Genomic DNA, 21,880 nt, shown 5'->3' on the forward strand with positions numbered 1-21,880 from the left:
GTGTGAAATGTTATAACGTAACTATTTGTACCGACAAGGGGCGAATGGGCCTTGCCAGCCGGACTGGAGATGAGAGTGGTTCTCATATGAGAATGGCCGACGTCCGCTCCTCCGCCGGTGACTCCATGCATGCCCTCACCCTTGCCGACCTGGACCACCTGGGCCGCCGCAGCGGCTTCCGCTATCGACTGCCGGAACCGCTTGCCGTTGCTGGCGAACCCTGCGTGGTCGAGGGCAGGGTGGAGCAGCGCTGCCTGCGCCCGGGCTTGACCCTGGCGCTGTCGGATGTGGTTGCGCACCAGACCTTCGAGGCGATCTCGGAAGTGCCGCCGGCGTTCTCGGCCATCGTGATGCTGGAAGGCTGCGCCGGTGCTCGCCTGTCAGGTCAGGCGCAGATCGGAATGCGCCCGGGCGCGGGCGCGAGGATACTGGCCGATGCGGCGCCCATGACCGCGATCCACCCCGCGGGGCAGCGCATGCGCAGCCTGAATGTCTCGCTGGACGCATCGGCGCCGCTGGATGACCCGGTGATCAACGAACTGCTGTCCGCGCACCGCTCCGACGGCCGGCCGTTGCATAGCTGGCAGGTACCCGCGCATCTGGGGCACGCGGCCGACCAGCTGCTGTCGGGTGTCTGGGACGGCGCGATGCATGCGCTGCTGTGCGAGGGCGTGGGCCTGCAGATGCTGGCACTGTCCCTGGGCGCGCCTGCACGCAATGCTGCATTGGAGCTGGGCGTGTCCGCGCGCGATCGCCGCATGCTGCAGCGGGTGATCGATTGCCTGCAGGCAGCGCCGGCCGCCGATCACAGCCTGGACGATCTGGCGCGCGTGGCCTGCATGAGCCCCAGCAGCCTGCGCCTGAAGTTCCTGCAGGTGTATCGATGCTCGGTGTTTGCCTGGCTGCGCGAACATCGGTTGCAGCGGGCCTGCGAGCAGCTCCGGCAGGGCTGCAGCGTGCAGCAGGCCGCACATTTCGCCGGCTACCGGCATGCCACCAATTTCGCGACCGCGTTCCGTGCACGCTATGGCATCGCACCGAGCCGGTTCCGCTGACGTTCGATCATCGCCGGCAGCGCGCAAACACCTGCTGCGTCCGCGCATACGTGCGCTCACGTTCAAATGACAATAATTCTCATCCAGCCTTTCCTTCCCGCTGGACCTTCCATGCCTGCCTGTTTCCGCCCGTGTGCCCTGGCAACCGCCATCGGCACGACCCTGGCGCTGTTCAACGCTGCCCATGCCGCCGAACGCGAACCTGCCGCCACGGCCTCGCAACTGCCCACCGTGCAGGTCACCGCCGATCTCGACGGCAGCACCGAATCGTCGCGCTCCTACACCACCAATTCCATGGGTACGGCGACCGGCCTGTCGCTGACCTCGCGGCAGACACCGCAGTCGGTCAGCGTCGTCACCCACCAGCAGATCGAGGACCGCGCGCTGCTGAGTACGGCCGATGCGCTGGCCACCGCGCCAGGCATCTCGGTCACGCGCAGCGATGCCAACCGCTACTCGTTCTCGGCGCGGGGTTTCGAGATCGACAACTACCAGTTCGATGGCGTGGTGATGCCGGTGCTGTCGCCGTGGAATTTCGGCGAGAACAACCTGGACATGGTGGTGTATGACCGCATCGAGATCGTGCGCGGTGCCAACGGCCTGATGACCGGTGCCGGCAATCCTTCGGCAGCGGTGAACTACGTGCGCAAGCGACCGTTGCGCGAGTTCGCTGCCAGTGCTGGCATCGGCCTCGGTAGCTGGGACGCACGGCGCGCGTGGGCGGATGTATCCAGCCCGTTGAGCAGGGAAGGCCGCATACGCGGTCGCCTGGTGGCAGCCAAAGCAGAGGCCGACAGCTACACCGCCGGCCTGGACAGCACCGCGAAGACGCTCTACGGCGTGGTCAGCGTGGATCTGGGCGAGGACACCGGGTTGATCGCCGGCATCTCCTACCAGGGCAATGACAACCGTGGCTTTGGCAGTGGCTTCGCGCTGTTCAACGCCGATGGCACGCGCACCGCTTTCGATCGCTCGGCATCGGCCACGGCCCCGTGGGCACGGATGAGCACCGATACCCGCAACGGCTTCTTCGATTTCAACCACCGCTTCGGTAACGACTGGCAGGCGCGGGTGTCCTACAGCCGTTCGCATACCGACATGGAGATGAAGCACCTCTATCGCGGCGGCTATCCCGATCCGGTCACCGGCGCCATGCCCAATGGCAACAGCTTCACCCGCTACGATGGACCGGTGCGGCGCGAGGCAGTCAGTGCCAGCCTGTCGGGTCCGTTCCAGCTGTTCGGTCGCCAGCACACGGCGTCGATCGGCTGGTCGCGGTCGCGCGACGAGATCGCGCTGGGGCAGTACCGCGCGCTGGCGCCGCTGCCGCCGTTGGCCAGCTATCTGGACTGGCACGGGCCGGGCACGCCGGAACCGGTGTGGGCCAGCAGCAAGACCCAGGCCGATGATCTGGACAACCATCAGAGCGGCGCCTATGCAGTGGCGCGGCTGTCGCTGGCTGACCCGCTGCATGTGATCGTCGGTGCTCGCCTGAGCAACTGGGAGACGGACCAGGTCTACTTCGGCAGCAAGCGCAAGTACCGCTATCGCAACGAGTTCGTGCCGTATGCCGGCTTGGTCTGGGACCTCAACGGGTACAGCAGCATCTACGCCAGCTACACCGGCATCTTCAAGCCGCAGAACAATCGCGATGCATCCGGGCAGATCCTCGACCCGGTGAGCGGCCGCAGCTATGAGCTGGGCCTCAAGGGCAGCTGGCTGCAGGAGCGCTTGAATGCTTCAGCCGCGCTGTTCCGTACCCGGCAGGACAACCTGGCCGAAGCGACCGGCGGGCTGGTCGAGGGCAGTACGCAGGCCGCGTACCGCGCAGTGAAGGGTGCAACGGTGGATGGACTGGAACTGGAACTGGCCGGTGAGCCATTGCCGGGCTGGAGCCTGGGCACCAGCTTCACCACGTTCATCGCGCAGGACGCACAGGGCAGGGCCATCAATACGGCCAAGCCACGCAGCCTGTTCAAGCTGTTCACTACCTGGCGCCTGCCCGGTACCTGGGACCGGCTGACCCTTGGCGGTGGCGTGGACTGGCAGAACCGCATGTACCAGACCGCCACGGCACCCGGAAACCGCCGGGTGCCGGTAGAGCAGCCCGGCTATGCGCTGGTCAACCTGATGGCGCGCTACCAGTTCAGTTCCAACCTGTCCGCGGCGGTCAACATCAACAACCTGTTCGACCGCCACTACTACTCGCAGATCGGCTTCTACAACCAGGGCTGGTACGGCGCGCCGCGAAACGTGATGTTCACCGTGAAGGTCGGCTATTAAGGCGCGACGTTGCCCTGTGTTCAGCGCTTCGGCTTGTACCCGGCACGGGTGACGGGCACGATCCGAAGCGCTGCGCCCCACAATGTCCTACGCAGAGCCTTCTTCACTCGAACGGAGCATCGTATGAAGCTGTTGTCCGCTGTGTTGTTGTCCGCGCTGTCACTGCCGGCCGCGTCGGCGCTGGCGATGGAGGCCTCACCCTCACCGCTGCTGGGGCGCTGGTCGCTGGATATCGCCACCTCGGCGCTGCCCGAAGCGCAGCGCCCGAAGCAGGTGGTGCTGGAGTTCAAGGACGCCGGCAGCGGCCGTTGGAGCTCGCATGTGGATATCGTCCTGCATGACGGCAAGACCATGAAGTCCGATGGCACGCTGGCCCTGGATGGCACGCCGGGCGCCTTGTCCGGCACCTATGGCGCGGACAAGGCCAACCTGAAGCTGCCGGCGCCGAACACGCTGGTGATGCAGCTGGTGGACCATGGCACGCCCGCCTCGACCCGCATCTACACGGTAGCCGATGACCGCGCGACGATGACCGAGACCAAGGCGTTCTACGGCCATGACGGTACGCCGATCCTGCAGACCAACCTGTTCAAGCGGCTGCCCTAGCGGCACTGCGCGCGCCGCGCCTGCGGGGAAGATCCGCAGGCGTTGCGCCTGCCGCCCTAGACCGCGGCCGGATCTGGCTTGCCGGTGTCGATGCCGTATCGGTCGATGGCCTCCTGCAGCCGCGAGCGCTCGATGCGGCCCTCTTCGGCCAGCGCCTTCAGGGCCGCCAGCACGATGAAGTGGCGATCCACTTCGAAGAACGTGCGCAGCGATTCACGCGTGTCGGAGCGGCCGAAGCCGTCGGTGCCCAATGCAGTGAAACGGCGGTCATTGATGAAGGGACGGATCTGGTCGCCGACGATCTTCATGTAGTCGGTGGCCACCACCAGCGGCCCTTCGTGGCCTTGCAGGCGCTGCTGCACGTAAGGCACACGGAGTTCCGCGGCCGGATGCAGCAGGTTCCAGCGTTCGGCAGCCAGGCCATCGCGGCGCAGTTCGGTCAGGCTGGTCGCGCTCCAGACGTCGCTGGCGATACCGAAGTCCTGTTGCAGCAACTCGGCCGCCGCCTCCACTTCGCGCAGGATCGAACCACTGCCCATCAGCTGCACGCGCAGCTGCGAGGTCCCTCGTTCGGAGGGCGCGGGGTGCAGCAGGTACAGTCCCTTCAGGATGCCGGCCTCGGCGCCCTCGGGAAGGGCTGGATGCGGGTAGTTCTCGTTGAGTACGGTGATGTAGTAGTAGATGTCTTCCTGGTCGACATACATGCGGCGCAGGCCGTCGTGGATGATCACCGCCAGTTCGTAGTTGAAGGTCGGGTCGTAGGACACGCAACTGGGAATCACCGACGACAGCACGTGGCTGTGGCCATCGTCGTGCTGCAGGCCTTCGCCCATCAGCGTGGTGCGGCCGGAGGTGGCGCCCAGCAGGAAACCGCGCGTACGCGCGTCGGCCGCGGCCCATGCCAGGTCGCCGACGCGCTGCAGGCCGAACATCGAATAGAAGATGTAGAACGGAATCGTGGCCAGGCCATGGTTGCTGTAGGCAGTGCCGGCGGCGATCCACGAACAGATCGCACCGGATTCGTTGATGCCTTCCTGCAGGATCTGCCCGTCCCTGGCTTCCTTGTAGTAGCTCAACTGGCCGGCGTCCTGCGGGGTGTACAGCTGGCCGAGGTACGAATGGATGCCGATCTGGCGGAACAGGCCCTCCATGCCGAAGGTACGTGATTCATCGGGCACGATCGGAATCACCAGCCTGCCCAGTTCCGGGTCCTTCAGCAGGCTGGTGAGGATGCGCACGAAGCCCATCGTGGTGGACTGGCCACGATCGCCGCTGCCCTGCAGCTGGCTGTTGAAGATCGACAACGGTGGCAGCGGCAGCGGATCGACCCGGGCCAGGCGCGCCGGCAGCTGCCCACCCTGGATGCGGCGGCGCTCGGCGAAGTACAGCGCTTCGGCGCTGCCCGGTTCCGGGCGCAGGTAGGGCATCTCCTCCAGTTGTTCGTCGCTGACCGGCAGATTGAAGCGGTCGCGGAACGCACGCACCGCGTCGGCGCTCATCTTCTTCAGCTGGTGGTTGATGTTCTGGCCTTCGCCGGCTTCACCCAGGCCGAAGCCCTTGACCGTCTTGGCCAGGATCACGGTGGGCCGGCCGCTGGTGTTCACTGCCTGCTGGTAGGCGGCGTACACCTTCTGCGGATCATGGCCGCCCCGTGCCAGCGCCCAGATGTCGTCGTCGCTCATGTGCGCGACCAGCTCCAGCAGCTCGGGGTAACGGCCGAAGAAGTGCTCGCGCACATACGCGCCGTTCTGCGACTTGAAGGTCTGGTAGTCGCCGTCCACGCATTCCATCATGCGCTGGCGCAGCAGGCCGCTGTGGTCGCGGGCCAGGAGGTCGTCCCAGCCACTGCCCCAGATCAGCTTGATCACGTTCCAGCCGGCCGCGCGGAAGGTGCCTTCCAGCTCCTGGATGACCTTGCCGTTGCCGCGTACCGGACCGTCCAGGCGCTGCAGGTTGCAGTTGACCACGAACACGAGGTTGTCCAGCCGCTCGCGGCCGGCCAGCGAAATCGCCGCCAGTGATTCGGGCTGGTCCATCTCGCCGTCACCGAGGAAGGCCCACACCTTGCGACCCTGGTGTTCCTTCAGGCCGCGGTACTCGAGGTAGCGCATGTAGCGTGCCTGGTAGGCGGCGGTGAGCGGGCCCAGCCCCATCGACACGGTGGGGAACTGCCAGAACTCGGGCATCAGGCGCGGGTGCGGATACGAGGACAGTCCTTCGCGCCCGGCTTCGCGGCGGAAGTTGTCCATCCGCTGCGGATCGATGCGGCCTTCCACATAGGCACGTCCATAGATGCCCGGCGCGGAATGGCCCTGGATGTAGATCATGTCGCCGTCGAAGGCGTCGGTACGGCCACGGAAGAAATGGTCGAAGCCCACGTCGTACAGCACGGCGGCCGACTGGTAGGTGGCGATGTGGCCACCGACGTTGGAATGCCTGCCGGCACGCAGCACCATCACCATCGCGTTCCAGCGGATCATCGCGTTCAAGCGGCGCTCGATGGCCAGGTCGCCCGGATAGGCAGGTTGGCGCTCGGGCGGAATGGTGTTGACGTAGGCGGTCCAGGCGCGGGTGTGCAGGTCGCCGTGCTGCTGGGCATCGAGCTCGCTGAGCTGGTCGATCAGGTATTGCGCGCGTGGCCGGCCACCGGCCTGCATCACCGCCTCCAGCGATTCACGCCACTCCCGGGTTTCCAGCGGATCGGTATCGAAGGGGATGGGGGCTTGGTTCATGGCGGTCTCCAGAGGGCGCCGACCGGCCGCCTGCCGGGGCGACAACACCGGCAGGGCGCACAGCACTGGAGCGGGGTTGCCACGGCGTGGCCGGGACGCGAAGGGCGACCGTGGCGGTCACCGGGAACGCAAGCGTAGGCCGGGCCTGCTGGCTTCGATAGGCGGGCCCGGCTTGGGTCTCTGGCAAGCAGGCGTTGGCATGCCGCTGCAATACCGCTGTCACCGAGGGCCGTCACCCTGCTGGGTTTTCCAGCCTCGGGGTGGTTGGTCGGCCGTGAACAGCGTGAGGATCTGGGAAAAGAGCTACGAACTGCGGCGCAGGCTGCTGCGTGGCTTCTTCCTGCGTCGCGGCTCGGCCAGCGAGGATGCCGAGGATCTCGCCCAGGAGGTGTACCTGCGGCTGCTGCGGACGACCGGCGAGGATGCGGCGGCGATCGAGAACCCGGAAGCCTACCTGTTCACCGTGGCGGCCAATCTGGCGCGCGAGCACGCACGCTCGCGTTCCACGTTGCCGCCGCTGGAAGACGTCGACCTGCTGGCTGAAGTGCTGAAGAGTGAAGAAGACATCGAAGGTGAGTTCGAGCGCGCGCAGCGCTGGAACGATATCCGCAGCGCCATCGTACAGTTGCCGACGACCACGCGGCGGGTGATGGAGCTGCACTACCGCGACGGGCTGGACTGCCCGGCAATCAGCCAGCAGCTTCAGGTGTCGGTGCACATGGTGCGCAAGCATATCGGCAAGGGGCTGGAGGCCTGCAGGAAGGCGCTGGGCGCCAGGGAGCGCACATGAACCGGCATCCATCCGACGTGGCCGACGATGGCATTTCCCGCGAGGCCATGGACTGGTTCCTGTGCAATCGCGAGGGGACGTTGAGCGAGGCCGAGCGCGCTGCCTTCCTGGAATGGATGAAGCGTTCGCCCGAGCACGTGCGCGCCTACATGCGGGCGCTCGCGCTGTACCGTCAGGTCGACGAGGCACTGCAATCGCCGCTGCCCGAGGAAGTGCTGGCGCCGCCACTGAAGGCCGCCTCGGCGAAGGTGGTGCCGCTGTTTGGCAGCGTGCCGGAGCCGCTGCGCAGTGTGCCCAGGCGCCACCGCGCGCGCTGGCTGGGCCTGGCCGTCGCAGCGTGCGCTGCCCTGCTGGGCGTTGGCCTGCTTCCGTTGCTGATGCCTGCCGAGCAGATGTACAGCGCCGACCACGGTGAACTGCTAGACCTGGTCCTGGCCGACCAGACCCAGGTGCAGCTCAACGCGGACAGCCGCCTGCGCGTGCGGATGGGCTGGTTCAGCCGCAAGGTGGAACTCCTGCAGGGCGAGGCCACATTCGACATCGCCCACGACCGGCGGCCGTTCAAGGTGCAGGTGAACGGCCTGGAGATCCGTGACATCGGCACGGTGTTCGATGTGTCGCGGCGGCTGCAGGGTACGCGCATCGGCGTGGTCTCCGGCGAGGTCGAGGTCTGGAGCCAGGGAGCAGGTGCCCGCCGCCTTGCGCAGCTGGACGGAGGGCGCGTGGTGCAGGTCGACACGCGCAGCCATGCCGTCGAATCGTTGGACATGCCATTGTCGATGCTGCTGGACTGGCAGCAGCGCAAGGTATCGTTCCTGGACGAGCGGTTGGACGAGGTGGCTGCAGCCTTCAACCGCCACAACCAGGTGCAGGTGCGGGTGCTGGACGAAGGCGCCGCGTCGGCGCGCCTGTCCGGCAGCCTGGATGCGCATCGCATCGGTGCGTTGCAGGCCTTCCTCGAACGCGATCCGCGCTTCGTCGTCCGTCGCGAAGGCGATACGGTGCGGGTCGGAAGTCGTTGAAGCCGGCTGGTCGCTCGCTGTCAGAAAAAATTCATCGAATCCGCGTTCTCCACTTCGGCGGACGCGGGCTCTTACTTGGGAGAAGCCGCTGTCGGATCACGCTGCGGCACCTGTTGTCTCTCTCTTCCAAGGACCCGTGATGCGGAACACGCTCTACCTTTCGATCGTCCTCGCCCTGTCTCCCTGCAGCATGCCGGTGGCCCTCGCGGCCGGCGCCGATGGCCTCGAAGCGCCTGTATCGGCGCCGATCGCAGCGCAGCCGCTGTCGCGTGCGCTGGAACAGTTGTCGCGCAGTTCCGGTGTGCAGTTCCTGTACTCGGCGGGCGGTGATGCGCGCATGGCCGGCGCGGTGCCACGAGGGGCCACCGTCAGGCAGGCGCTGGACGCTCTGCTGGCCGGCACCGGCCTGGGCTATACCGTTGTCGATGGCAACGTCATCGCCATCGATCCTGCACCCGCGCGCACCGCGCCGAAGCCGGCCGCACCGAAGCCGCGCGAGGCCGAGGCCGTGGTGGCGCCAACGCTGGATACGGTGAAGGTGATCGCTGCGCACGAGGTGATCGACCAGAAGAAGACCTCGCCGGTGATCAAGGATTCGGTGGTCTACGACGAGATGGACAGCTACGGTGACGAGACCCTGGCCGAAAGCCTGATGGCCGCGCCGGGCCTGAGCGCGGTCGAGGATGCCGGTGAACCACGCTACGTGACCGTGCGTGGCGTGCAGGCCAACCTCAACTACACCACCATCGATGGCATCGCGATTGCCAGCGTGGGGGGCAGTGGCTCCGGCGAGCGCATGAACAACCTGCAGCTGATTCCCAGCGACATCGGCACCCGCACCGACATCTACAAGAGCTTCAGCGCCGAACAGGCGCCGGATGCGATTGGCGGCGTGATCGACATCATCAGTCGCAGCGCGTTTGATCGATCCGGCAAGTACGTGTTCGCCGATGTGGCCGGTATCCATTCCACGGCCGAGACCCATGTCGAGCGCAGCGCCGGTGGCAACCATGAGACGCTGGGCCACTTCGGCAAGAGCGCCAAGATGGTGTTCTCCAACCAGTTCGGTGCGGACCAGGAATTCGGCATCGTTGCGGTGGCCCGCTACGAGCAGCGTTCGCGCAACAGCGTCAAGCGCTGGGTGGAGTCGAACTACTACTACAACGATGCCGGCAAGTACCTTACCGACGGCACCACCGGGCCGGACGAGGCCAAGGGCTGGAACGGGCTGCGTGCACCCGGCAACTTCAGTACCGGTACCTACACCAACTTCATCACCAATTTCGGTGGCTCGGCCAAGCTGGAATGGAAGCCGTCGGATGATCCGTTCTATGCATCATTGCTGTTGTACTCGTACCGGTTCTACGAGAACTCGACGATGAACAAGACCGATCTGTATGGCAATGCCAAGTTTCCGATCCGCAACCAGACCGAAGACAGCGGCACCACCCAGATCAACAGCATCTACATCAAGAATCGCCACGACCGCTGGGACCGCAACAACCGTGGCGCCATCGCCAGCTTCAACTGGGATATCGGTGATCGCTCGCGGCTGACGCTGCGTGGCGGCCACACCGAGGAGACCTTCCACAACAGCCAGGTCTACTGGGGCGTGCGCGCCTACCCGAGCAACCTGTTCGTCGACTACGAGAACGACAGCCATGGCTTTCCCAACGCGGTGGGCGTCTCCGACTCCAGCCTGCTGACCAGTTCGGCGTTCAAGCTCAATCCGGCACAGGCCTATGTCTCGCCGCGCGATGCCAAGGAGACCATCGACAACCTGCGCGCCGACTTCAGCTACAACATTGATGCCGACGCGCGCGGTTTCGGCCTGGCTGCGGGTGCCGAATACCGTCACCTGAAGATCTGGCAGGACATCGATTTCGACTACTACAAGAGCAGCGCGACGTTGAACGACTACCTGTACCCGGGTTCGACCCTGCTGGGCAGCGTGCCGGGCTTCCCGCTGATCGACAACCGCAAGTGGAACGACGAACTTTTTCCGAAGCTGGGCAGCAACAACGCGGCGTATCCCAATGCCAACTTCACCAGCGACTACAAGTACGTGGAAGACATCGGCAACGCATATGTGTCTGCCCATTACGCCTGGGACCGCCTGCTGCTGATCGGCGGCCTGCGCTATGACCACACCACGTTCGATGCATTCAGTCCGTTCAGCAACGACGGCGGCACCACCTATACCTCGGCCTTCCGCACGACCGGCGGCGGCTACAACAACCTGCTGCCGTCGTTGAACGCCACATTCAAGCTGAGTGATGACCAGCGCCTGCGCTTCTCCGCCAGCCGTACCCTGGGCCGGCCGACGCCGAGCAACATCGCCCAGGCCACGAGCACCAGCTGTGGCGATGACGAGGAAGGCAGGGGCTTCTGCACCATCAAGCAGGGCAACGCCAACCTGCAGCCGCGCCGTTCCACCAACATCGACCTGGCGTGGGACCTGTACTTCAACGGCAACAACGGGCTTGTGTCGGTGGCGCTGTTCGACAAGGTGATCAAGGATGACATCTACACCCTGACCACCTTCGAGAACGTGGGTGATACCCGCTACCGGGTGACCCAGCCGATGAACACGGATGAGTCGAAGCTGCGTGGCATCGAGTTCGCGGTGGCCAACCGCAACCTGCAGCGGGGCCGCCACCGTTTCGACATGTACTTCAACGCGACCCGGCTGGAGGGCCAGACCAACTACCGCATCAGCGATGGCAGCGAGCGCCGCCTCGACCGTCTGCTGTACCAGCCGGACTGGTCGCTCAACGGTTCGGTGATCTGGCGCATGCCATGGAAGAGTGCGCAGCTGCGCCTGTCCGGTACCTACCGCAGCCGGATGCTGGTTGATTTCGGTGATACCGAATGGCTGGATTCATACTATGACCCCTACATGACCTTCAACTTGGCCTTCAGCCACAAGGTCAGCAGGCACGTGACGCTGAAGTACGAAGCCAAGAACCTGTTCAATACCCAGCCCACCTACAGCACCGGTCCGAACGGGCGCTTCCGTACCGAGATCGACGACTACGGCCGCTTCTTCTACTTCCACATCATCTACAACTGAGGGCGCAGCCGTGGAGACGATCAATCGCAGGCGATTCCTGGCACTGGCCGGCCTGTCCGCAGCCGGTGCGTGGATGGGCACGGCACATGCACTGGCCGCGCAGGCCGATGCCACCGCGCTGAACCCGCGCAACCTGCTGGCCTCGCCGCACTTTGCCAGCACGCCGTTCACCCTGGGCGTGGCCTCGGGTGATCCCTCGGCCGACGGCATGGTGCTGTGGACGCGGCTGGCGACCGAACCGCTGGTGTTCGGCGGCGGCATGCCGACGCGGCCGATGGTGGTCGAGTGGCAGCTGGCCGCGGACGATGGCATGCGCAAGGTGGTGCGCCAGGGCTCGGCGATGGCCCATCCCGAGCTGGGCCACGCCGTGCACGTGGAGCTGGAAGGGCTGGCACCCGGTCGCCCCTACTGGTACCGCTTCACGGTGGGTGGCCACGCCAGCGCGGTGGGCTGCACCCGCACCTTGCCCGCGGTTACGGCCGCGGTGGACCGGGTGCGCTTTGCGGTGGCGGGGTGCCAGCACTACGAGGAAGGCCACTACACCGCATGGCGGCGGATCGCCGAGGAGCCGCTGGATTTCGTGTTCCACTACGGTGACTATATCTACGAGGGTGAAAGCCAGCCGGGCCAGCGCAGGATGAACGGCCAGCCGTTCACCAACCTGCGCAATCATGTCGGGCCGCAGACCTATACGCTGGACGACTACCGCCGCCGCTACGCCCAGTACAAGAGCGATGCCGACCTGCAGGCCGCGCATGCGTCGGCACCCTGGTTCGTCACCTTCGATGACCACGAAGTGGACAACAACTGGGCCGGTGCCGAAGACCAGGACGATACGCCCAGCGAAGTCTTCCTGCTGCGCCGCGCACAGGCGTTCCAGGCCTACTACGAGAACATGCCGCTGCGGCGTTCAGCATTTCCGCGCGAGGGCCACATGCAGCTGTACCGGCGCGCGCGCTACGGAACGCTGATGGACCTGCATCTGCTTGACACCCGCCAGTACCGCAGCAAGCAGGTGAACATGGCGCTGCGCGAGGAGGTGGAATCGCCGAAGCGCAGCATCGTGGGGGCGAAGCAGGAGCGCTGGCTGTTCGACGGCCTGGCCGATGCCGCACCGCGCTGGCACACCATTGCCCACCAGGTGGCACTGGGCAATTACATGCGAGAGAAGGACGGGGTGGTGCAGTCGTCCGACGACCAGTGGTCGGGCTATCTGGACAGCCGCCGGCGCCTGCTCGAGCACATCCAGAAGGTCGGCTTCGGCAACGTGGTCACTGCCTGTGGCGACGCGCATCGCCACTACGCCAGTGACCTTGTGCAGGACCATCGCGATTCGGGCGTGGTCTCCAGCGAATTCCTCGCCACCTCGATCACCTCCGGTGCCGATGGCCAGGGCGTGGATGCCTACGCCGAAAACCAGCTGCGGCACAGCCCGCACCTGAAGGCGACCACCGACAAGCGTGGCTATGTGCTGTGCGATGTCACCCGCCACGCATGGATCGGTGACATGAAGACGCTGGATTCGGTGATGCAGCCCAACGGCACCGTGCAGAGCTGGAGGCGCTACGCGGTGGAGCACGGCCGGCCGGGGTTGCAGGAGGCCTGACCGGGCCAGTCCATTGTAGAGTCGAGCCATGCTCGACTGCTTTTCCCGGTAGATGATCGAAAAGCAGTCGAGCATGGCTCGACTCTACATCAGCGCAACGGCTCAATCGTGCTCGAAGCGCAGCGGTTCGCTGCCCATCGCCGGGTCGCTGGTGCCGGGGCGTCCATCCTCGGCGCGCCCGGCCAGGCGCAGGGTGCTCTCGCCCGCGCTGACCTGCAGGTCATACCAGCCAGCGGTAGGCGTCGCGTCCCACGCCAATGAGGTTTCCGCACGCGCCGGCAGCGCCAGCGCCTGCTCGGGCATGTGCCCGGCGTAGGCGCCGGCCTGCACACGCAGTTGCAGTGCACTGTCGCCGAGATTGCGCAGCTGCAACCGCAACGGGCCGTCCGCGCGCTCGACCGTCGCCTGCAGGGCCGGCGCCTTTGCCGCGCCCTGGAAATGGCGGTGGAAGCCATTTGGGCCGAGCAGCCACAGGTCGTAGCGCCCCTGGGCATCCAATGGCCAGCGCTCCTGCAGCGGCATCCCCGGCAGCAGCGTGTAGCGGCGCGGAATGGCGCCAAGCCGCAGGCGGTCGTAGACATGCAGTACCGCCGCCGCACCTTCGCAGGACAGCACCAGATCCACGCCCGTTGCATCCAGGCGGGCAATCGACGCCTGCGGCCGATAGGGCAGGGCCCGCGCCGGGCGTATGCCGCTTTCCTGCTTCGCCGGGTTCAACCCTTCCGGCAACGCCGGCACGGTGCGTCCCGGCAGCGCAGCGGCACGTGCGGCCACCGCGCTCACGTCGGGCAGGCCGCGCACGAACGGGCGGGTATCGCGCTGGGCAAAGTCGAAGGCGCCCGTCAGGTCGCCGCAGACCGCACGGCGCCACGGCGAGATGTCCGGCGCGGCCACGCCAAAGCGGCGTTCGATCAGGCGTATGACCGAGGTGTGGTCGTACACCTGTGAATCGACCCAGCCGCCGCGGCTCCACGGCGAAATCACGTACAGCGGCACGCGCGGGCCGAGCCCATACGGGCGGCCGCGCAGCTCGGCGGCATCGTATTTTTCATCACCCGGTGCCGGATGACGGTGATACTCGCCGTCGGTACTGACCGATGAGGCGCCGGCCCAGCCGCCGTCCACGGGCGAAGGCGGTGCCGGTGGCGGCATGTGGTCGAAGAAGCCGTCGTTCTCGTCGAACATCAACAGCAGTGCCGTACGGCTCCAGACCTCCGGGTCGGCGGTCAGCGCGTCCAGCACGCGCGCGGTATAGGCCGCGCCCTGGGCGGGACTGGACGGGCCGGGATGCTCGCTGCCGGCGGCGTCGGCGATGATGAAACTGACCTGTGGCAGGCGCCCATCAAGCACGTCCTGGCGCAGCTGCGCCAGCCCACGGGTGCTGACGCCGCGCGCGCGCAGCTGTGGGTCATGCCCGGGCGCAGCGCTGTAGGCGCGACGGAACGCCTCAAAGCCGGCCAGTGGGTTGTCGGTGAAGTTGTCGGCCATGTCCTGGTAGATCTGCCAGGACACGCTCGCCTGCTGCAGGCGTTCGACATAGCTGCTCCAGCGGTACGACGCCGGATGCCCGCCGTATTCGGGGAAGTTGTCGTGCGAGTTGGCGATCACCGGGCCACCGGCGCGCGCGGCGGCATCGTTGTGCCCGGTCCACAGGAACACCCGGTTCGGGTTGGTGCCGGCCTGCATCGCGCAGTGGTAGGCGTCGCAGATCGTGAAGGCATCGGCCAGCGCGAACTGGAACGGCAGGTCGCTGCGCTGGAAGTAGCCCATCGAGTGATTCTGCTTGGCCTTCGGCCATTGCCCCATGCGGCCGTGGTCCCAGGCGCGCTGCGCATCGGGCCAGGTGTGCGGGGTGCCTTCCACGCGCATGTAGCCGAAGTGCGCGGCGGTATCCAGCGGGAACGGCGCGATCGCGCGCTTGCCGCTGGCGTCGGGTTGCAGCCACAGGCTGCGGGTGCGGCCACCGGCCTCCAGTGCAGCGGCCGGCGCAACGAAGCGATCGCCGAAGCCACGCACGCCCGGCAGCGTGCCGAAGTAGTGGTCGAACGAGCGGTTTTCCTGCATCAACACCACGATGTGCTGCAGGTCTTCGAGGCTGCGCGTCTGCGTGGCAGGGGCGATCGCTGCGGCCCGGGCGATGCTGGGCAGCAGCGGGGAAAGGCCGGCGGCAACGCCGGCCTGCAACAACCGGCGTCGGCCGATATCGGTCACGGGCTCACTCACAGGTCCACACGGAAGGAGATGCCGACGGTGCGCGGTGCGCCGATGAAGGCGTTGTCGCGGCCGTCCACCCCTGCAAGATACCGCTTGTCGGTCAGATTGCTCACCACCAGGTTGGCGCCCATGCCCTTCAGGCGCGGGGACAGGCCCTGCAGGTCGAAGCCGATGTTGGCGTTGAACACGGTGGCCGACGGCAGCTTGTTGACGTTGGCGGCGTCCAGGTAGCGGGTGCCCAGGTAGCGGCCGGACAGGCCGAAGTTCCAGTTCGCACCCTGCCAGTCGGCCGAAAGCACCAGTGTGTTCTCCGGCTGGCCGATCACCTTGGCGCCGTCGACGATGCCCAGCTGGGTGTCGCGCGCGGCGTTGCCGCTGCCCAGGTACTTGGAGCGGTTGTAGGTGTAGGCCGCATTGATCCGCCAGCCGTTGTCCCAGCCATAGCCGAGCGCCGCTTCCAGGCCGTTGCTTTCCACGCCGCCGAAGTTCTCGTAGACGCCGTCGGTCTCGCCCAGGTAGTCGATGCCGCTGACGAAGCCGGCCGGCAGGTAGACGATGCGGTTGTCGAACTTGATGTTGTACAGGGTGACCGAGGCGGTCAGCGGCCAGCGGCTGATGCGCATGCCCACTTCGATGTTGTCGGCGGTTTCCGGCTCGACGTTGCGGAAGCGCTGCGGGTCGGTCTCGCCCAGCACGCCGGAGGGGATGGCGGCGAAGTTCTGCGAGAAGCCGGCGAACAGCTCCATGCCTTCCACGCCCGGCGCCCAGGTGAAGCCGGTGGACAGCAGCGGGTCGGACTTGGAATCGGATTTCACGTGCTCGCTGGCACCGATCACGCGACGGCGTGACTGGTCGACGAAGAACTGCTTCACGCCCAGGCGCGCACTGAACGGGCCGAAGCGCGCGACGTCCTCGACGTAGTACATCTGCTCGTCAACCTTGTACTTGTCCTCGAACTGCACCCAGTAGGGCTGGTGATCGAAGGCGATGCTCTGGCCGACATTGAGCAGGCGGTGCCAGTCGCGGCGCGCTGAACGGTCCAGCTTCTCCACCCACAGGCCGCCACGGATCGTGTTGTCGACCGCGCCGAAGCTCTGCCGCCATTCAACGTCGGCGGTCACGCCCATGCGGTCGTTGTCGTAGTGGGTGTGGCGGTAGGACTGCGCGCCCAGTACGTTGCCGGCGTAGCAGTTCGGGTCGTACTCGGCGGTGAAGCCCAGCCGCGGGGTGCAGCTGGCCAGGCGCTGCGCGGCGCTGCCATCGGGATTGACGAAGAAGATCTGGCCGCGATTGCTGCCGCCGTAGACCGTCTTGCCGCCGATGTATTCCGACTCCGGGCGACCGGCGCCGTCATCGCTGACCTGCGCCAGGTACGGCGGCAGCCAGTCGCCGCGCCCTTCCATGCGGTGCCCGTAGGCCGCCACCGAGGCCTTGAAGCCGTTGCCGCCATCGAAGGCGGCGCGCAGGTAGCCAAAGGTGTTTTCGCGCAGCGCACGCGAACCGGAGCGGTAGTTCTGGTCCAGGTACGGAATGCCGGTGAGCGTGCCCACCAGATTGTCACGGTCCGGGTTGGTGGCAAAGCCGGCGGGCGAGACACTGGTGTACTCGGGTTCGTCGGCATCGTTGTAGGACAGGTAGCCGGTCAGCGTCCAGCGGTCCAGTTCGGTGATGAACTTGCCGGCGATATGGTCGTTGCTGGCGTGGCCGGTGCCATCGATCCAATCGTGCACCTTGGACGAGGACGCGCTGACCCAGGCGCGGGTGTGGCCGCCGAGCAGGCCGGTGTCATAGCGCACGTAGTACTTGCGTGCGTCGTTGTCACCGGCGCCGATCACGAAGCGCAGGCGGCTGTCCTGCAGCGGGTCGCTGGTGAGGAAGTTCAGCGTACCGCCCAGCGCCTCGTTCGAGCGCGAGGAGATGTCGGCGGTGCCCTGGCTGACTTCCACCGTTTCCAGATCGAGGGTGTCGATGTAGCGGTTGGCCAGCGAACCGCCACCGTAGCCGGAGCCACCATTGGGCAGGCCGTCGATGGTGGTGCCGATCTGCTGGGTGTCGCGGTTGGTGACGAAGCCACGCATGCTGATCTGCGTACCCCATACCGACGAGCCGGTGGCGTCGGCCTCGCTGACCACCACGCCCGGCACTTCATTGAGCGCGTCGTTGACACTGCTCATCACCGTCTGCCGGTTCAGCGTCTCCGCGCGTACCGAGGTCTTGGCGTAGCTGGTGGCCTGGCCGATCACCTGCACCTGGTCCAGCGTACGGGCGTCGCTGCTGCGCGCTTCGGCCGTCTCGCCCTGCGGTGCTTCGGCCAGGGCGTCCAGTGCGGGGGCGATCAGCAGGGCAAGCAGCGAAATACGGGGAAAGCGCGCAATCGTTCGCATCGAAACCGGACCTGCAAGGGAGGGAAGCCCCGGAGTGTCGGCAGCGCCAATGACATCGGCATGACGTGGCCACGCAACTACGATGGCACTGTGGGGCCGGTCACGGCCTTCGGGTATGCTCGGCGCTTCAATGGAGCTGAGGTGCTGGCGATGCGGAAGCGGTCGAAGATCTGGCTGGGGGGCGCAGCACTGGTGCTGCTGGCAGCGTGCAACCGGGCGCCTTCAGGCGAACAGGCGGGCGCACAGCCGCCGCCCACCGCCGGTGAGAACGCCGCACCCGAGGCAGCGCCGCCGGCGTCCTCCACTGCGGCCGATGGCACCGCACTTACCGACCGCGATGGCAAGCCGGTGCCGCTGGTGCCGTTCGACACCGGCAGCGTGCCGCTGAGCACGGACGCGCTGGGCGAACTGCCGTTCTTCAGCCTGCCGCAGGGCTATGCGCCGCAGAACGCACCGCACCCGCGCGCGTGGGCACGCTTTCCGTTCCGCATGGGCGAGGGCGTGCATTGGGTGGAAGGCCCGAGCTGGTCGGCACGCATCGTGGCCGACAGTGAAGCGGCACCCGGCAAGGCGTTCTCCGCACTGGAAGTGCAGCGCAACGTCGACGGTGTGATCACGGCCGCCGGTGGGCGCAAGGTGTTTGAAGGCGCGCTGCTGCGCGATATCTACTATGGCCCGCAGCTGGAAGGCGAGATCGGTGGCGGCTTCATCGATGCGGTGAACGGCGAACAGGACGCGTCCACCACGGTCTACGTGCTGCGCCAGGCCAACCGCACCGTCTGGCTGCAGCTGGCGGTGGACAGCAACGGCGCTGGCCTGGTGGTGGTGGATGAAGTGCCGTTCAAGGCCACTGCGCAGTGGTCGGACAGCTTCCCGCACCTGTCCCTGCCGGCTGGCTATGGCGACCGCAACAAGGCCCAGCAACGTGATTTCGATGCGTTCCCGTTCTGGACCGGCGATCACTTCGAGCAGGTCGAGGGTCGTACCTTCGCCGTCGATTTCGACAAGGGTGAGCGCGAGTACTCGATGCACGAAGTGCGCCGCAACCTGGAAGCGATGATGGCCCAGGTCAACGGCACCAAGGTGTTCGAGGGGCGCATCCCGCGCGAGGCGGCCGAGGGGGTGCCGAAGCCGGTGCAGTCGGCCTACAGCAATGCAGCCAGCTTCAACTGGAACAACTACGACAGCGTGGTCTACCGCGTCGATCTGGCCGATGGCCGCCAGGTGTGGGTGCACGCGCGGCTGGAATACCTCAGTGCCGGCTGGGTGGTGGCCGAACGCAAGGGTTTCACCCAGACCGCGGCGCTGCTGCCGGCCGATGCGTTGAAGAAGAAGCTGGACAGCGACGGCCGGGTGGCGATCCAGGTCAACTTCGCCACCGACAAGGCGCAGATCCTGCCGGCCTCCGAACCGCAGCTGGCGCAGGTGCTGCAGCTCCTGCAGGGTGATCCTTCGTTGAAGCTGTCGATTGAAGGCCACACCGACAACAGCGGCGCCGTGGCGCATAACCGCAGCCTGTCAGAGGATCGCGCACGGTCGGTGGTGGCCGCGCTGACCGCCAAGGGCATCGCCGCCGATCGCCTGCAGGCGGCCGGCTTCGGTGCGGACAAGCCGGTGGCCGACAATGGCAGCGAGGAAGGCAAGGCACGCAATCGCCGCGTGGAGCTGGTCAAGCACTGAGCGGGCGCCTGCTCAGTACCGCGCGTCCTTGGGTTTCGGGTCGCGCGGCCAGTCCTTGCTCTTGTTGGCGAAGTCCGGCCGCGGCTGGTTGATGAAGTAGCTGGCGATGTCCACCGCGTCCTGGTCTGGCATCACCTGCTGCCCCAGCGGCGGCTCGCGGGTTACCGCCGGTGGCATGTTGTGCTTGACGAAGCCGGCGGCCTTGTACAGCCGGGCCATGCCAGCGCCGATGTTGAAGCTGTGCTCACCCCACAGCGGCGGGAAGGCGATGTCACCGCTGGCATCACGCCGGCCTTCGCCGTTGTCGCCATGGCAGGCCGCACACTGGGCGGCGTACAGCGCCTGGCCGCGGATCGGGTCCGGGGTCAGCGTGCTGTCGATCGGCCCTTCACTGGGCGCAGCGACGCGGGCGCCCTCTGGCACCGGACTGCTCAGCCATGCCATGTAGTCGAGCATCGCACGCATCTGCGGCGAGTCCTTCGGTAGCGGCTTGCCGTTCATCGAACGCTGCAGGCAGCCGTTGATGCGCTCGGTCAGTCCGATCACCTTGCCCGGGCGCGGCATGTAGCGCGGATAGGCACCACCACCGGTATTGAAGTAGTGGTTGCCGAATGGCCGCTTGCCCTCGGCCATGTGGCACGAATTGCAGTTCAGATCGTTGCCGACATTGTCCGGCAGCAGCCGCGCGGTCTCATTGAGAAGGCGGCGTCCGAGCATCACCGACTCGGCGTTGCCGAGCGCGGCGATCTCTTCGGCGCTGGGCGGCTGGTAATGCCCCACCACCTTGCCCTGTGCATCGAGCATGTCGATCGTGCTGGCCGCGGCGGCATCCAGGTCCGGGTAGAGATGGCGATAGGCGAGGGTGCCGGCACCGGCCAGCACCAGGGCGGCGATCGCACTGCCGAACAGCAGGCGGGAATGCTTGCGCGAGCGCTTCATCGTGCGGCCTCCTGCGGAACGTAGTGCACCGGCTTGTCGCGCACCACCCGGCGCATCCGCGCCACGTCGACCTCGCTGACTGCGCTGGCCTGGTTGCCCCAGCTGCTGCGGATGAAGGTCAGGATCTGTGCCAGCTGCGCGTTCGGCAGCTGCTCGAAGCCCGGCATGGTGAACGCCATGCGGTCGTGCGGGGTGTGCGGCGTGCGGCCGCCGATCAGGGTCACCTGCACCAGCGAGCTCGGATCATCGGCGAATACGATCGAGTTGCCGGCCAGCGCCGGGTATACGCGCGGCATGCCGCGGCCATCGGCGCGGTGGCAGGCCTGGCAGTGCTCGGCATAGGCCAGCGAGCCGGCCACGCGGTAGTCGCCATTGCGCAGCGCTGCGGTGGTGGTGTCGGTACCGGCCGACCACTGCGCGCTGCGGCCCTCGCGCGCCGGCAGCTGTTTCAGATAGCGCGCCATCGCCAGCAGGTCGGCGTCGGACAGGTACTGCGTGCTGTGTTCGACCACGTCGGCCATGCCGCCGAAGGCCGCCGAGCGATCGGTGCGGCCGGTGCGCAGGAAGTCGACGATCTCACCTTCGCTCCAGCTGGCCAGGCCGGTTGACTCGTTGCGCAGGTTCTTCGCATACCAGCCTTCCAGCACCGAGCCGGACAGGAACTGGCGGCTGCCATCGTCGGCCATCGCCTTTTCCTGGAACGCCAGGCCGCGTGGCGTGTGGCAGGCACCGCAGTGGGCCAGGCCTTCCACCAGCTCGGCACCGCGCTGCTGGCCGGCATCCAGCGACGGGTCCGGGCTGAAACTGCGCGGGCGTGCGAACAGCAGCTGCCACCACGCCAGCGGCCAGCGCATGTTGGCCGGCCATGGAATCGTGCTGTCGGCGTTGTCCTGCCTTACCGGCTGCACCGAGCCCATGAAGTAGGCGTACAGCGCCTTTATCTCGGCGTCGCTGGCAATCACGTAGGAGGCATATGGCATCGCCGGATACAACGGCTGGCCGTCATGACGGATGCCGCGGCGCACCGCGCGCTCGAAGTCGGCGTAGTCGTAGCTGCCGATACCGGTTTCGGGGTCGGGCGTGATGTTGGTCGAGTAGATCGTGCCCATCGGCGTCTGCATGCCGAGGCCACCGGCGAACGGCTTGCCGCCAGGCGCGGTATGGCAGGCCGCGCAGTCGGCGGCGCGCGACAGGTATTGCCCATGCGTGATCAGGGCTGGATCGTGGATGTCGACCTGCGCCGTCTGTCGCGGTGCGAACCAGTAGGGCGTGGTGCGGGCGATGCCGTAGGCGGCGGCCACTGTGGCGGCCAGGGCAATGGCGAGCTTGAGCGAGGTGCGCATGGCGGCACTGTGGGCAATCGTGCGCGTGCGTTCATTGATCCGGATCAATGACTGAACGGATACAGCTTGTGCACCAAGCTGAATCGTTCCTGCGTTGTCATCAAGCCGTCATCCGTGCGCGATAGATGGAAGGGCGATTGAGGCGTTAACGTC

Annotated in this window: 13 protein-coding genes; 8 read left to right on the forward strand and 5 right to left on the reverse strand. The window is 66.5% G+C overall.

Translation table 11 applies throughout. From position 1 onward, the window contains the following. The first annotated feature begins 125 nt into the window (after positions 1–125). The 3 genes from VN11_RS08025 to VN11_RS08035 all read left to right on the forward strand — a co-directional run bounded on the left by VN11_RS08025 (position 126) and on the right by VN11_RS08035 (position 3,944). A complete protein-coding gene (locus VN11_RS08025) occupies positions 126–1,055 on the forward strand; it encodes a helix-turn-helix transcriptional regulator (RefSeq protein ID WP_053451282.1) in 930 nt (309 codons plus the stop codon). A gap of 111 nt (positions 1,056–1,166) precedes the next feature. Further along, the gene (fauA, locus tag VN11_RS08030) at positions 1,167–3,338 is read left to right on the forward strand and encodes a TonB-dependent alcaligin siderophore receptor FauA (RefSeq protein WP_053449357.1); all 2,172 of its coding nucleotides are present in this window, start codon (positions 1,167–1,169) and stop codon (positions 3,336–3,338) included. 123 nt (positions 3,339–3,461) lie between these two features. Continuing rightward, positions 3,462–3,944, forward strand: a complete 483-nt coding sequence (locus VN11_RS08035) for a hypothetical protein (RefSeq protein WP_008267606.1) — start codon at positions 3,462–3,464, stop codon at positions 3,942–3,944. Positions 3,945–4,000: 56 nt separating this feature from the next. Here the strand turns inward: VN11_RS08035 and aceE are convergent, their stop codons facing one another. After that, the gene (aceE, locus tag VN11_RS08040; RefSeq protein ID WP_053449358.1) at positions 4,001–6,676 is read right to left on the reverse strand and encodes a pyruvate dehydrogenase (acetyl-transferring), homodimeric type; all 2,676 of its coding nucleotides are present in this window, start codon (positions 6,674–6,676) and stop codon (positions 4,001–4,003) included. Positions 6,677–6,950: 274 nt separating this feature from the next. Between aceE and VN11_RS08045 the strand changes: the two genes are divergently transcribed. From VN11_RS08045 to VN11_RS08060, 4 genes are all read left to right on the forward strand, one after another. Then, a complete protein-coding gene (locus VN11_RS08045; protein WP_053449359.1) occupies positions 6,951–7,466 on the forward strand; it encodes an RNA polymerase sigma factor in 516 nt (171 codons plus the stop codon). Further along, a complete protein-coding gene (locus tag VN11_RS08050; RefSeq protein WP_053449360.1) occupies positions 7,463–8,488 on the forward strand; it encodes a FecR family protein in 1,026 nt (341 codons plus the stop codon). Before VN11_RS08045 ends, VN11_RS08050 begins: the two co-directional genes overlap by 4 nt. Positions 8,489–8,627: 139 nt before the next feature. Next, positions 8,628–11,561, forward strand: coding sequence for a TonB-dependent receptor (locus tag VN11_RS08055; RefSeq protein ID WP_053449361.1), 2,934 nt, complete (start codon positions 8,628–8,630; stop codon positions 11,559–11,561). Positions 11,562–11,571: 10 nt separating this feature from the next. After that, positions 11,572–13,167: an alkaline phosphatase D family protein gene (locus VN11_RS08060; protein ID WP_053449362.1), complete on the forward strand. Its 1,596-nt coding sequence runs from the start codon at positions 11,572–11,574 to the stop codon at positions 13,165–13,167. A 102-nt stretch (positions 13,168–13,269) separates the two neighbouring features. On the opposite strand, the gene VN11_RS08065 is transcribed toward VN11_RS08060, so the two are convergent. Both VN11_RS08065 and VN11_RS08070 read right to left on the reverse strand, forming a co-directional pair. Beyond that, a complete protein-coding gene (locus tag VN11_RS08065) occupies positions 13,270–15,378 on the reverse strand; it encodes a phosphocholine-specific phospholipase C (RefSeq protein ID WP_053449363.1) in 2,109 nt (702 codons plus the stop codon). Between the two features lie 8 nt (positions 15,379–15,386). Beyond that, the gene (locus VN11_RS08070) at positions 15,387–17,765 is read right to left on the reverse strand and encodes a TonB-dependent receptor (protein WP_053449364.1); all 2,379 of its coding nucleotides are present in this window, start codon (positions 17,763–17,765) and stop codon (positions 15,387–15,389) included. 150 nt (positions 17,766–17,915) lie between these two features. Between VN11_RS08070 and VN11_RS08075 the strand changes: the two genes are divergently transcribed. Next, the gene (locus tag VN11_RS08075) at positions 17,916–19,445 is read left to right on the forward strand and encodes an OmpA family protein (protein WP_053451283.1); all 1,530 of its coding nucleotides are present in this window, start codon (positions 17,916–17,918) and stop codon (positions 19,443–19,445) included. A gap of 12 nt (positions 19,446–19,457) precedes the next feature. Here the strand turns inward: VN11_RS08075 and VN11_RS08080 are convergent, their stop codons facing one another. Both VN11_RS08080 and VN11_RS08085 read right to left on the reverse strand, forming a co-directional pair. Further along, on the reverse strand, positions 19,458–20,384 hold the full coding sequence (locus VN11_RS08080) for a c-type cytochrome (protein ID WP_053449365.1): 927 nt from the start codon (positions 20,382–20,384) through the stop codon (positions 19,458–19,460). Next, positions 20,381–21,727: a c-type cytochrome gene (locus VN11_RS08085; RefSeq protein ID WP_053451284.1), complete on the reverse strand. Its 1,347-nt coding sequence runs from the start codon at positions 21,725–21,727 to the stop codon at positions 20,381–20,383. The genes VN11_RS08080 and VN11_RS08085 overlap by 4 nt, the downstream gene beginning before the upstream one ends. Positions 21,728–21,880 lie beyond the last annotated feature (153 nt).

It is taken from the genome of Stenotrophomonas maltophilia (genome assembly GCF_001274595.1).
GTDB lineage: Bacteria > Pseudomonadota > Gammaproteobacteria > Xanthomonadales > Xanthomonadaceae > Stenotrophomonas > Stenotrophomonas forensis.